Genomic DNA, 12,284 nt, shown 5'->3' on the forward strand with positions numbered 1-12,284 from the left:
ATCAATACGGATAACTAAACCACTTAAAACTCGCTTCTCAGGTCTCCCTTAAGAAGTGGAGCGCATTTTAGGGATTTCTGTGAGAACGTCAACAACTATTTTCAATTAAATATTTGTTTGCTTGGTTTTCGTACAAACCGCATGTTAATTGACGTTTATCCAACAGTTATCGCTAGATTATTAACCAGCCATCTCTTGTTATGTCGTTTATCCTCAGTAAAGTTCTAATAATTCAATTCGCGTTATTTAACGATAAAGCGTACTCTTTTATTATTGATTTTGTTAAAACGTATACTAAGAGCTCGTTTATGAAAAATAATACCTTAAGATCTTACAAAGGAATTACGCCAACTATTGGTAATAATTCTTATGTCGATGAAAGTGCCGTGTTAATTGGTGATATTGTTATTGGTGTTGATGCTAGTGTTTGGCCATTGGTTGCCGGAAGAGGAGATGTAAATAAGATACGTATTGGTGATAGAACGAATATACAAGACGGTACTATTTTGCATGTTACTCGACGATCTAACCATCAACCAGATGGGTTTCCACTAATAATTGGCGATGATGTTACTGTTGGACATCAATGTATGCTGCATGGTTGTACTTTGGGCAATAGAATTTTAGTTGGTATGGGCGCGATCATTATGGATGGCACTGTTGTTGAAGACGATGTTTTTATCGGTGCTGGCACCGTTGTTCCTCCAAATAAAGTACTACGCAGTGGTTATCTTTATGTCGGCAACCCAATGAAAGAAGCACGATTACTCAAAGATAAAGAGCTGGAATTTTTAAAGCAATCTGCTGATAACTATGTCGTTTTGAAAAATGAATACTTAGAGGAATGCGTAAACGAAAGTTAATCTTTCATTTTTATATGAATTTCATCCCCCTCTGGTTCGTTTTTTTCGAGCCAGAGTTCCGCCACTTCTTCTAAATCAAATTTAGTGCAAGAATCAATGTTATCTAAACGCCCTAACGAGAAGGAATGAAAATAAAGCGTAATACATTGTCCTGACATCATACCAGTAAAGCACCAAGCATCATGATTTTTGTCGAACCTTAGGTCATCATTAAAAATTATCGCTTGATTCATTTCAATATTTCTTCTCTTAATAACGCTAAAACTTGTTTTGTCTCTGGCTGAGTATTTCGCCAGATAGCAAAGCTAACTGCAGCCTGGCCAACTAACATTCCTAAGCCATCAATTAGTTTTACCGCGTTTCGTTGCTTAGCTAGTTGTAAAAATGGCGTTAATGTTTTGCCATAAGTCATATCATAACAAGTGACATTTTGCTGTATCACTTCTTCTGATATAGGTAACGCTTGCCCATTTAAACCTGCTGACGTTGCATTAATAATGACATCGAACTTATGATCAGTGACCTCTTCAAAAGAACAACAAGTTATAGGATGTTTTGGATATTGCTGAATAATTGCTTCGGCTTTCGAAACAGTTCGATTAGCAACCACTAGTTGTGCTGGAGATTGTTCTAATAAAGGAAGTATCACACCTTTTGCTGCCCCACCCGCACCTAACAGCAATATTTTTTTATTCTTCAACACAACATCATTTGCTAGTAAGTCATTGACTAAGCCATCACCGTCGGTTGTATCGCCCCATACTTCGCCATTAACAAAAGAAAGTGTGTTAACTGCTCCCGCTAATTTTGCTCGTTCTGTTAATTTATCGCATAACGCCATCGCTTCTTCTTTAAATGGTGCCGTAACATTCGCACCTTTACCACCAACGCTTATTAAGTGTTGAACCGCTTGAGCAAACTCACCTATCTCAACATATTCACTTTGATAATTTAATTGCTCATTTGTTTGTTCAGCGAATTTTTGATGTATAAAAGGCGAGCGAGATTGCTTTATAGGGTTTCCGAAAACGCGATATTGATCCATAACGACTAATGATAAAAAGAATGTGATAAGGGTATAACCATAATAAACCTATAAATACAAAATAACAGGGATTAACTATCGATAACCTCTGTTATTTTATTATGAGTTATATAGATTTTAACTTACATACATGCGGTGCACTAGAAAATACCTTAAAAGAGCAGCGTGTAAAATTTATAACCCCACACTAATAGAAAATATAAGATAGCAACAAAGACGGCTGCTGAGCCTAAGTCTTTCGCTCGACCGCTTAATTCGTGTTGCTCAAGGCTAATTCTGTCGATTGCGGCTTCAATGCCAGAATTAAGCAATTCCGCAATCAAAATACCAAATATTCCAGAAATTAATAAACAAAATTCGACAAAATCATTTGCCAAAAAAAAAGCCGTGGGCAATAAAACAATGAGTAAAAACACCTCTTGCCTGAATGCTATTTCGTACTTATATGCGGCTTTCAAGCCCAATAAACTATGTTTAATTGCAGGAATGAATCGACCAAGATGAGTATGTTGTTTAGCTGACAAAGTAAGACCTAACCTATTTAATAACAACAAAAAAATAACTGTTCAAAAAGTTAAATTAAATCATTGCTGCTATACTAAAATTTAGATGAAATAACTAAGTAGATCATATTAGAATGCTAGCAAGAAGTACACTACAACAACGGATCCTGTGCGTAATGCCTTGTTTATCGGCAGCCGGGATTCTGCCGTTAACTATTTATCGATTTATTCAAGCTGAATGGGATATGGCCTTACTAGATTTAGCTATTTTCATTTTAATGTGCATAATTGGTTACTTTGCTTACCATCGAAAGCACGTCAGTACTATTAGACTACTTTTTTGCGTATTAGCCGTTATCGGCAGTTTATCTACTCTTTATTTAAAAGGCGAAAGCCAATTATTTTGGTGTTATCCAACGATAGCAATGCTCTTTTATTTCTTGACTGTTCGTGTAGCGGCAATCAGTAGTCTGTTAACATTAATTGGAGTTGCTATATTAGCCGCGCCTTTATTATCAAATTTATTACTTGCTAATGTGCTCATTACTTTAATGATCACAGCCAGTTGTTCATTAGCTTTTAGTTATGAGACAAGCAAACAAAATGAACAGTTAGAAACCTTGACTAAAACAGATCCTCTTACCAAAACACTTAATAGAAGAGCATTTACGGAAGTCGCTGAGCGGCAGATAAGTAATTTTCAACGCAATCCAATTGCAACAAGTATGATTTTACTCGATATAGATCATTTTAAGACTATTAATGATCAATATGGCCATAATCAAGGCGACGATGTATTAATCAAAGTGTGTCAATTAATACAACAAGAGCTCAGAAACAATGATTATCTATTTCGTATCGGTGGTGAAGAGTTCATTATTTTGCCCTACGCTATTAATCAAGATCACGCTATTCAACTTGCTATTAAATTAAAAGAGCTTATAGCAGAGCATAATTTTATTGAAAATCATCGAGTAACAATTTCATGCGGTATCGCGGAATATACGAATAAAGAGGAGACACTAAAAGAATGGTATGCTGAAGCCGATAGCGCGTTATACCGAGCAAAATCAACGCGCAACACCGTTTGTCCAACCAAAGGAAACTGTTATTCAGATAGCCAATCTCGTGCCACTAAATAATCAGTTAATTTGGCTTCTTCTGAGCCTTGTTCGGCTTGAAAGTTGTACTCCCAACGTGCCAAAGGAGGCATAGACATTAATATTGATTCAGTGCGACCACCAGATTGTAAGCCAAATAATGTACCGCGATCGAACACTAGGTTAAATTCAACATATCTGCCACGACGATAAAGCTGAAACTGTCGGTGTTCATCATTAAACTTAGTCTCTTTACGCTTTTCCATAATTGGCACATAAGCATCAATGAAACCTTGACCAACCGCTTTGATATAATCTAAACAAGTGTCAAAGTCCCACTGATTTAAATCATCAAAAAATAAACCGCCTACACCACGTGTTTCATTGCGATGCTTTAAATAAAAATATTCATCACACCACTTTTTATGTTCAGCATAAATATTCTCACCAAAAGGAGTACATAAATTTTTTGCGGTTTGATGCCAATGAATAACATCTTCCATAAAAGGATAAAAAGGCGTTAAATCAAAACCACCACCAAACCACCAAACCGGATCCTCACCTTCTTTTTCTGCAATAAAAAAACGTACATTAGCGTGTGAAGTTGGAATAAATGGATTTTTGGGATGAATCACTAATGACACACCACACGCTCGCCAAGTTCTACCAGCAAGTTCAGGGCGATGAGCCGTTGCTGAAGGCGGTAGTTTATCTCCAGAAACTTCTGAAAAGTTAACTCCGCCTTGCTCAATCACTGTACCATTAGTTAATACTCTTGTTCTGCCACCGCCGCCTTCGGCACGAGTCCAATTATCTTCAACAAATTTGCCGTTACCATCTGCTGACTCCAGTGATTGACAAATGTTGTCTTGTAATTGTTTTAAAAATTCGATGACTTGTTTGAAATTCACTTGGCTCATGCGCGAAATTGCTCTCCGGTTAAAGCATCAATAATAGTTGACGGTTGTTTGTACCCTAAAGTTTGCCCTTTAATAATAAAGTCTATTTTATCAATTAATTGGCTCGATAATGACTGCCAAGTTCGCGCAGGTAATTCACCTGATAAGTTAGCACTTGTTGAAACAATCGGTTTATTTACTTGATTACATAATGCAACAACGTCTGCTTGGCTAGTGATACGTACAGCAATAGAGTCGAATTTTCCCGATAATAAGGCATGGCAGTTTTTATTTTTCGGAACGACTTGAGTAATGCCATCCGGCCACCTAGAAAGTACAGTAAAGCGTTTATCTTGCGGAATTTTAGCGTCATCAATATACGGCAATAATTGTGAATAATTTGCCGCTAACAAAATGAGGCCTTTTTCAGGTGAACGCTTTTTAAGTAACAAAAGTCTTTCTATAGCGTCAATATTATCAGGGTCACACCCTAAGCCAAATACGGCTTCAGTTGGGTAAGCGATAATGCCGCCATTTAAATAGCTGTCTACTGCGGTTAACGTCATAATAAAAAGTTACTAAAATTAAATTAGCAGTGATTATACGGAGTTTTTACCCCGGTTGCCTAATGAAAACATACTGTTTAACAATTTAAATGGTCGTTTTCTTCTATTGAGTTTCATCCTCAAACAACTCTTTGACTTTCGCACGTAAAATAAATTTTTGAATTTTACCGGTAGACGTTTTGGGTAAATCGCTAAACACGATTGTTTTTGGCGCTTTGAAGTTTGCCATATGCTCCCGACAAAAAGTAATAATCTCAGATTCTGTCGCATTTTTTCCTGCTTTTACACTGACAAATGCGCAAGGAGTTTCACCCCATTTTTCATCTTTTCTCGCAACGACTGCCGCTTCTAAAATAGCAGGATGTTGATATAGCACACTTTCAATTTCTACAGAGGAAATATTTTCACCGCCTGAGATGATAATATCTTTAGAACGATCACGAATTTCTATAAAACCATCTGGATGTTTTACCGCTAAATCTCCCGAATGAAACCAGCCACCTTTAAATGATTCCGTCGTTGTCGTGTCATTTTTTAAATAACCTTTCATGGTGGTATTGCCGCGAAACATAATTTCACCAATGGTTTCGGCATCAGCTGGAACGGCTTGCATTGTATCGGGGTCTAAAACATCAACTTCTTCTTGAGTAGGATAACGCACACCTTGTCTTGCTTTTAATGCCGCCCGCTCATCGTCATTACATTGATTCCATTCTTCTTTCCACTCACTGACCACACACGGTCCATAAACTTCAGTTAAACCATAACCTTGCGTAATATCAAAGCCTCTAGATTCCATGCCTTTGATCACGGTTGCTGGTGGCGGAGCACCTGCAGTCATAATACTAATTCCGCGAGGTACTTTATTTAATAAATCATTTTCGGCATTTAAAATCATATTTAAGACAATTGGAGCCCCACAAAAATGACTCACTTGATGATCAATTAAGCTGTTAACAATGGCATTGACTTCAACTTGTCGCAAACAAACTTGCGTTCCAGCCATTGCAACAATTGTCCATGGAAAACACCAACCATTACAATGAAACATAGGTAGCGTCCATAAATACACCGACTGATTATTAATCGGCCAAATCATATTATTACCAACAGCATTTAAATACGCACCACGATGAGAGTAAACCACACCTTTTGGATTACCTGTGGTGCCCGAGGTATAATTGAGCGCTAACGCTTGCCATTCATCAACAATATGATTGCCTTGATAGTGTTTATCTCCTTCAGCTAATAGCGCTTGATATTCAATTTCTCCGAGACATTCCGCCTCTTCACAATCTACATCATCGTCGATATCTATCACAAGAGGCTTACGTGAGCACAATGCTAAAGCTTTTTTAACCACTGGCGCAAATGCCGTATCCGTTAGTAATACATCACATTCACCATGATCTAAAATAAATGCAATTGCTTGCGCGTCTAATCGAATATTAATCGAGTTCAGCACAGCTCCCGTTAATGGCACGCCATAATGTGCATCTAAAAAGGCAGGAATATTAGCGGCAATAATACTGACAGTATCTCCCGTTTTTACACCTCGCTGAACTAAAGCAGACGCTAAGCAACGAACATTATTTCGGTATTCTCGATAAGTAATCTTTTGCTCACCATGAATAATAGCCACTTTATCAGGATATACATCAGCGGTTCGGTTTAAGAAATTGATCGGAGTTAAAGGTTGGCTGTTGGCAGCGACCTTGTTTAGTCCTTGATGATAAATATTACTCATGACTCAACCTCACTATTTTAATGTTATGACTTTGCTAAGCATAATGTTAGATATGGTTATTTTACGTACATTAAAATTTTTACCTATCCTCCTTTGGTCTAATACTGTCGACAATTAATAGATTAATTTTTAAAAAATGCCTACATACCGGATGAAATAAGAATTATTGTCTACAACAAAACAGTTCTGTTTTTATATATCAAAACAATCTTATTTTAGTCATCGCTTTTACAAACAAAATAGCCCAACATATTTCCGTATTAAAGCAAACGAAGGTATAATGCGCGGCTTATTTTCGGTGATGCTACAATCACTACTTCGGCACTTAAACTATAAGGTGATAAATCATGAAAGTCGGTATAATTATGGGGTCAAAGTCAGATTGGCCAACAATGCAACACGCAGCAGATATGCTTGATTTATTAAAAGTTCCTTATGAAACAAAAGTAGTATCGGCACATAGAACACCTCATTTACTGGCTGAATATTCTGAAACAGCAAAAGATCGTGGCATTAACGTAATTATTGCCGGCGCTGGCGGTGCAGCTCATTTACCAGGTATGGCAGCCGCTTTTACACCCCTCCCCGTTTTAGGTGTACCAGTACAATCAAAAGCGCTAAATGGTCAAGACTCTTTACTTTCAATTGTTCAAATGCCAAAAGGCATTGCTGTAGGTACATTAGCAATTGGTACTGCTGGTGCTGCGAATGCAGGCTTATTAGCCGCACAAATTATTGGTACGCATAATCCAGAAATCATGGCAAATATTGAAGCTTTTAGAAAAGAACAAACAGAAACTATTTTAAGTAACCCAAACCCCGCTGAATAGGTTTATTACAATGAAAAAAGTGTTGGTATTAGGCGCAGGACAATTAGCCCGAATGATGGATTTAGCGGGCGCTCCGTTAGGTATGGACATTAAAGCATTTGACGTACGAACGAATAAAGTTGTTCACCCTGTTGATCCTGAACATATTTATGGGGATTTACCTAACGGTATTGCACAGTGTGATGTGATCACCGCAGAATTTGAACACGTTGCTCATAACACTTTAAATGAATGTGAAAAAAGCGGTAAGTTATTACCAAGCAGTGATGCGATAAAAATTGGCGGCGATCGTCGGCTTGAAAAAGCTCTACTTGAGTCGTGTAATGTAGCCAACGCAAAACATGTAGTAATAGCTACGAAAGCTGATTTTGAACAAGCGCTTCAGCAACTAACTTTACCAATAATTTTTAAAAGTGCTTTAGAGGGCTATGATGGCAAAGGCCAATGGCGGTTAAAATCTCTAGAGCAAGCAGAGGCCATTTGGCAAGAAATGGCAGCATTTATCGCCAACGCAACATCTTCCGTAGCTCAAGGCATTGTGGCTGAACAAATGGTACCTTTCGATCGAGAAGTATCATTAGTTGGCGCACGAAATACTCATGGTGAAATCGCTGTTTATCCTTTAACTGAAAATCATCATACCGATGGTATTTTAAGTGTTTCAGTAGCTGCGCCTAGCGAAGTAAGCCTACAGTCAAATGCTGCTGAAGTATTTGCAAAAATTGCTGAAAAATTAAATTATGTTGGGGTACTTGCGATAGAGTTTTTCCAAGTGGGCGAACAGTTACTAGTGAATGAAATTGCCCCAAGAGTACATAATTCAGGACATTGGACACAACAAGGTGCCGACACTTGTCAATTTGAAAATCACCTTCGCGCTATTTGTGGTTTACCATTAGGCGGCACACAACTGATTCGTCCAACAGCTATGGTCAATATTATTGGTGAAGACGATATTTCTGATGAAATTTACTCAATACCAAGTGTTGCAATGCATTGGTACGATAAAGCCAAGCGTGAAGGTCGAAAAATGGGCCATATCAATCTTTGTGGTAAAGACGAAGCAGAATTAGCCGAGCGTCTAGTTCAATTGTCATCGTTATTAAAGCAAGAATCTTTTCCTGATTTAAACGATTTTGCCAAACGTTACCTCGCGAAGGTATCTCAATAACTTATAAAAGAACAGCATAAAGACCGTAGTGTTACGGTCTTTATGCTGTTTGAAAATGACTACACTTTTTCTGCGCACATTGCAGTTTTTTACCCGCCGACATATTTCTTTTCAACAACAGCTCAAAACCACATTGCTGACATGTTCCGGCAACGGGTGGATGATTGACAATAAATTTGCACTTTGGATAATTATCACAAGAATAGAAAATTTTACCGTAACGACTGGTGCGTTCGATTAACTCGCCCTTCTTGCATTTAGGGCAATTAACGCCAGCATCTTCATGATGGTTTTGGTCTTCAATATGGTGGCACGCAGGAAAATTGCTACAACCGATAAACATACCGTAACGACCTTGTTTAACTGCAAGTTCATGACCACACTTAGGGCATTCACTTCCCGCCAAAATTTGATCTTCAACTTTTTCATGTTCAACAATGGGGCGAGTAAAAGCGCAAGCCGGATATGAAACACACCCCCAAAAAGCGCCCGATTTACCATGTTTTATCGCTAATTCACTACCGCATTCAGGGCAAGGCTCATTCGCTTTTTCAAGTGCATGTTCATGATGTGAAAACATTGAATCGTCAGGATCAGACATATAAAAAACACAAGTAACATAATATACGACTATTATGCCATAAGAGGGGTTTGTGAGAATAGCCTAATTTATATTCGACTATTCTCGCTAGCTGATATGAAAAGCTTAATTAACGTATGGTCCGTTTAATTAATGTAACGGCCCTTCTTGTTCATCGAAGATCAAATCTTCCATTTGAGAATAAGCAGATTCTTTACCGGGTACATTAAATAACACCATTAAGACAACCCATTTTAAATCATCAATAGTGAAGTACTTGGTATCAAGCTCCATGACCCTATCAATCACCATTTCACGCGTGGTGAAATCTAGTACATTTACTTGTTCTAAAAACATCAAAAAGCCACGACATTCTTGATCAAGTATTTGGCTTTCGTCTTCGGTGTAAATACGAAATGAACGACTGGCTTCACGCGAATAATACGGATAGCTGTCGGTGTCTTGCAAAGCGGCTAATTTTTCTAACCAAGCAAGTGCTTTATATATTTCATCTTGGTGAAAGCCAGCCCGTGTTAATTCATCAGTGAGTATGTCGTGGTCTACCATTACCTCGGCTTCACTATGAATATAGTTTTCAAAAAGGTACATCAAGATATCAAACATATTTAGCCCCTATTAATTTTTAAGGTAGCCCCCTGGCACCGCAGACACCAGACCTCTAAGCTCAAGCATTGTTAATCGGGTTAGCACTACGTCTGTGGGTAGTTTACTCCGAGAAACCACCGTATCTACGGGAGTGATTTCATATCCCACACTAGCTAACAATGAATCGTTAAACAAGTCCTGATCACAACTTTTTTTTGACTCTTTTTCTTTCTCTTTGTTTCTACTCTGCTTTAATCTTAAGTCTAGACTATTTTTTGAATCAAAGCTTACTTCTTCCATTATATCGGCAAGTTCCTCAACTAATTTAGCCCCTTGTTTAATTAACCAGTGACAGCCTTTAATTTGCGGATTATTAATATTGCCGGGCACAGCAAAAACATCTCGATTTTGTTCCAGAGCAAAACGTGCAGTAATTAACGAGCCGCTTCTCATTGCCGCCTCGATAATCAACACGCCAGCAGACAAACCACTAATAATACGATTTCGTTTTGGGAAATGTCCCGCTTTAGGTGGAGTACTTGGTAAAAACTCACTGACAATGGCCCCGCCATTTTCAATAATTGCTTTTACTAAAGGTTTATGGCGAGCCGGATAACAGCTATCTAACCCTGTGGCGATAACCCCAATGGTTGCACTGTTATTATCAACAACTCCTTTATGAGCATGAGCATCAACACCTAACGCTAAACCACTTGTGACAACAATTCCTTGTTGAGATAATTCACGGGCAAATCGATACGCCGTTTCTCGGCCGTGAACACTGACATTGCGGCTACCGACAATCGCAAATTGAGGGCGGTTTAGCACTTTACAGTCGCCTTTAACGAACAACACCAAAGGCGGATCATATATTTCTTTTAGTTTATGTGGATAATCAGCATGATCAAAAGGAATAATAGTGGCGTCGAGTGACTTTACACTTTCTATGATGACGTCTATTCGCTGCCAATCGGGCGAGATTAACGCTTGATATTGTTTCTCTGTGAGTGAGATATTGCTATGAAGCGGCGGTTTGGTAAATAAATCTATAATGGTATATTGCTCAACGAGCGCTAACTTTTTATGAATGGCAAGTCGTGGAATAAACTTTAAAGCCAACCAAAACCGCACATTATTTGTGTGGTTCGGTTGGCTTAATGCTTTACTTTTTGTGCAGCTTCATCCTGAGATTGCATCTGTTTTCTCCTTAAAACAGTCCAATAATATTTATTACGCGGTTTTTTTATGGCGCCGTTACTGAATCTTGAAGCCTTAACGGTTTTTCAGAATTCAAAATGATCGCCATACTGACTTGTTCAAACACTTTGAAAACCATCATTTTACCAATAGCTTCTTTCGGCATTTGATAATCAGATTCAGCGTCGTTAGCCATTCTATTCCAACGAGATGCATCAGTCGTATACACAGGACCATCGTTAGTTTCTACTACGCCAGGGCTTAATCGATTTACCGATAAAACATCACCTTGTTTTACGCCGTGGCTATTACCTTGGTCAATAAACACCACTTCAAGCTTGCCAAATTCTCGCATGCCATTGGATGCTTTAATGATTTCACCTTGAACGTCATGACTTGCCGCTTGCATGGTAAAAAATGAAGGTAACATTTGTCCTTCATTGACTGGTTTTACAATATCGCCAGCACGAATTTCTCTTAAAGCGCCTTCCACATAAATAGTGGCTGGCGTTTTACTGGCTTTATCACCTTGTCGAATCGCTTTACCAGTGCCAACTAAACGAGCATGATAACCAATAATTTCTTCAGTGGAAGGTGAAATGATTGCATCGGCTTTTTGATAAACCCCATAAGACTTACCTGTCGCTAAATCACCGTTAACGTAAAGCTTAACGCCATCCACGCTTGATTTATAACCGTCATCACTGCCTAAAATATAAGGGCCGCTTTCAATGTCTTCTCCTGAAAGTACGGTGTCATATTTAACAAAAGGAGATAGAACATTAAGCGAAATGGTTTCAACCGGATTTTGATCTTTAAGTGCAGTACGAACTTTAGGAGACCATTTTAATGCAGGTTTTCCTTTCACCAACATTGGACGACCTTGTTCATCATATATAAGGTTCAGTTCTTCACCTGGATAAATTAAATGAGGATTTTCAATGTCAGGGTTAATTCTCCATAATTTTGGCCATAACCATGGTTGCTGTAAAAATTTTGCTGAAATGTCCCAAAGTGTATCGCCTTTTTTTACAACATAAGACGTTGGTGCATTCTTCGTCAACTGAAGCTCATCTGCTATAACACTCAACGGCAAAATTAAACAAAATATCGTTAACGTTATCCTTTTTAGCATATTTATCCGCCTATTCTTCTTTCAATTAACCTAAAGTAACGT

14 protein-coding genes are annotated in these 12,284 nt (G+C 38.2%); 4 read left to right on the forward strand and 10 right to left on the reverse strand.

What is annotated here, in order from left to right:
- Positions 1–308: 308 nt before the first annotated feature.
- Positions 309–863 (forward strand): gamma carbonic anhydrase family protein, encoded by a 555-nt coding sequence (locus Q4493_RS12820; RefSeq protein WP_303453272.1) that lies wholly within the window; start codon positions 309–311, stop codon positions 861–863.
- On the opposite strand, the gene Q4493_RS12825 is transcribed toward Q4493_RS12820, so the two are convergent.
- The 3 genes from Q4493_RS12825 to Q4493_RS12835 form a co-directional block, all read right to left on the reverse strand.
- Positions 860–1,096 (reverse strand): hypothetical protein, encoded by a 237-nt coding sequence (locus tag Q4493_RS12825; protein WP_303453274.1) that lies wholly within the window; start codon positions 1,094–1,096, stop codon positions 860–862. The genes Q4493_RS12820 and Q4493_RS12825 overlap by 4 nt on opposite strands.
- Complete coding sequence (aroE, locus tag Q4493_RS12830) at positions 1,093–1,908, reverse strand: shikimate dehydrogenase (protein WP_303453277.1); 816 nt, start codon at positions 1,906–1,908, stop codon at positions 1,093–1,095. The genes Q4493_RS12825 and aroE overlap by 4 nt, the downstream gene beginning before the upstream one ends.
- A 152-nt stretch (positions 1,909–2,060) precedes the next feature.
- Positions 2,061–2,432 (reverse strand): diacylglycerol kinase, encoded by a 372-nt coding sequence (locus tag Q4493_RS12835; RefSeq protein ID WP_303453279.1) that lies wholly within the window; start codon positions 2,430–2,432, stop codon positions 2,061–2,063.
- Between the two features lie 113 nt (positions 2,433–2,545).
- On the opposite strand from Q4493_RS12835, the gene Q4493_RS12840 reads away from it, so the two are divergent.
- Positions 2,546–3,553 (forward strand): GGDEF domain-containing protein, encoded by a 1,008-nt coding sequence (locus Q4493_RS12840; protein ID WP_303453282.1) that lies wholly within the window; start codon positions 2,546–2,548, stop codon positions 3,551–3,553.
- On the opposite strand, the gene hemF is transcribed toward Q4493_RS12840, so the two are convergent.
- The 3 genes from hemF to Q4493_RS12855 form a co-directional block, all read right to left on the reverse strand.
- Positions 3,520–4,431 (reverse strand): oxygen-dependent coproporphyrinogen oxidase, encoded by a 912-nt coding sequence (gene hemF / locus Q4493_RS12845; protein WP_303453284.1) that lies wholly within the window; start codon positions 4,429–4,431, stop codon positions 3,520–3,522. The genes Q4493_RS12840 and hemF overlap by 34 nt on opposite strands.
- Positions 4,428–4,976 (reverse strand): Sua5/YciO/YrdC/YwlC family protein, encoded by a 549-nt coding sequence (locus Q4493_RS12850; protein ID WP_303453286.1) that lies wholly within the window; start codon positions 4,974–4,976, stop codon positions 4,428–4,430. Before Q4493_RS12850 ends, hemF begins: the two co-directional genes overlap by 4 nt.
- Positions 4,977–5,079: 103 nt before the next feature.
- A complete protein-coding gene (locus tag Q4493_RS12855) occupies positions 5,080–6,723 on the reverse strand; it encodes an acyl-CoA synthetase (RefSeq protein ID WP_303453289.1) in 1,644 nt (547 codons plus the stop codon).
- Between the two features lie 347 nt (positions 6,724–7,070).
- Between Q4493_RS12855 and purE the strand changes: the two genes are divergently transcribed.
- Both purE and Q4493_RS12865 read left to right on the forward strand, forming a co-directional pair.
- Entirely contained in the window at positions 7,071–7,553 is a 483-nt protein-coding gene (purE, locus tag Q4493_RS12860; protein ID WP_303453291.1) for a 5-(carboxyamino)imidazole ribonucleotide mutase, read from the forward strand.
- Between the two features lie 10 nt (positions 7,554–7,563).
- Positions 7,564–8,724 (forward strand): 5-(carboxyamino)imidazole ribonucleotide synthase, encoded by a 1,161-nt coding sequence (locus Q4493_RS12865; RefSeq protein ID WP_303453294.1) that lies wholly within the window; start codon positions 7,564–7,566, stop codon positions 8,722–8,724.
- A gap of 40 nt (positions 8,725–8,764) precedes the next feature.
- On the opposite strand, the gene Q4493_RS12870 is transcribed toward Q4493_RS12865, so the two are convergent.
- From Q4493_RS12870 to Q4493_RS12885, 4 genes are all read right to left on the reverse strand, one after another.
- On the reverse strand, positions 8,765–9,325 hold the full coding sequence (locus tag Q4493_RS12870; protein WP_303453297.1) for a topoisomerase DNA-binding C4 zinc finger domain-containing protein: 561 nt from the start codon (positions 9,323–9,325) through the stop codon (positions 8,765–8,767).
- Positions 9,326–9,454: 129 nt separating this feature from the next.
- Positions 9,455–9,928: a DUF494 family protein gene (locus Q4493_RS12875; RefSeq protein ID WP_303453300.1), complete on the reverse strand. Its 474-nt coding sequence runs from the start codon at positions 9,926–9,928 to the stop codon at positions 9,455–9,457.
- Between the two features lie 12 nt (positions 9,929–9,940).
- Positions 9,941–11,029: a DNA-processing protein DprA gene (dprA, locus tag Q4493_RS12880; protein WP_303453302.1), complete on the reverse strand. Its 1,089-nt coding sequence runs from the start codon at positions 11,027–11,029 to the stop codon at positions 9,941–9,943.
- Between the two features lie 124 nt (positions 11,030–11,153).
- Positions 11,154–12,242, reverse strand: a complete 1,089-nt coding sequence (locus tag Q4493_RS12885; RefSeq protein ID WP_303453304.1) for a LysM peptidoglycan-binding domain-containing protein — start codon at positions 12,240–12,242, stop codon at positions 11,154–11,156.
- Positions 12,243–12,284 lie beyond the last annotated feature (42 nt).

The sequence above is a fragment of the Colwellia sp. 1_MG-2023 genome (assembly GCF_030546755.1).
In the GTDB taxonomy this organism is placed as follows: Bacteria; Pseudomonadota; Gammaproteobacteria; order Enterobacterales; family Alteromonadaceae; genus Thalassotalea_H.

What these genes read in the sequence shown, in the direction of transcription:
- Q4493_RS12820 (WP_303453272.1), top strand. Translation starts at nt 309, where the DNA reads ATGAAAAATAATACCTTAAGATCTTACAAAGGAATTACGCCAACTATT.
- Q4493_RS12825 (WP_303453274.1), bottom strand. Translation starts at nt 1,096, where the DNA reads ATGAATCAAGCGATAATTTTTAATGATGACCTAAGGTTCGACAAAAAT.
- aroE (WP_303453277.1), bottom strand. Translation starts at nt 1,908, where the DNA reads ATGGATCAATATCGCGTTTTCGGAAACCCTATAAAGCAATCTCGCTCG.
- Q4493_RS12840 (WP_303453282.1), top strand. Translation starts at nt 2,546, where the DNA reads ATGCTAGCAAGAAGTACACTACAACAACGGATCCTGTGCGTAATGCCT.
- hemF (WP_303453284.1), bottom strand. Translation starts at nt 4,431, where the DNA reads ATGAGCCAAGTGAATTTCAAACAAGTCATCGAATTTTTAAAACAATTA.
- Q4493_RS12850 (WP_303453286.1), bottom strand. Translation starts at nt 4,976, where the DNA reads ATGACGTTAACCGCAGTAGACAGCTATTTAAATGGCGGCATTATCGCT.
- Q4493_RS12855 (WP_303453289.1), bottom strand. Translation starts at nt 6,723, where the DNA reads ATGAGTAATATTTATCATCAAGGACTAAACAAGGTCGCTGCCAACAGC.
- purE (WP_303453291.1), top strand. Translation starts at nt 7,071, where the DNA reads ATGAAAGTCGGTATAATTATGGGGTCAAAGTCAGATTGGCCAACAATG.
- Q4493_RS12865 (WP_303453294.1), top strand. Translation starts at nt 7,564, where the DNA reads ATGAAAAAAGTGTTGGTATTAGGCGCAGGACAATTAGCCCGAATGATG.
- Q4493_RS12870 (WP_303453297.1), bottom strand. Translation starts at nt 9,325, where the DNA reads ATGTCTGATCCTGACGATTCAATGTTTTCACATCATGAACATGCACTT.
- Q4493_RS12875 (WP_303453300.1), bottom strand. Translation starts at nt 9,928, where the DNA reads ATGTTTGATATCTTGATGTACCTTTTTGAAAACTATATTCATAGTGAA.
- Q4493_RS12885 (WP_303453304.1), bottom strand. Translation starts at nt 12,242, where the DNA reads ATGCTAAAAAGGATAACGTTAACGATATTTTGTTTAATTTTGCCGTTG.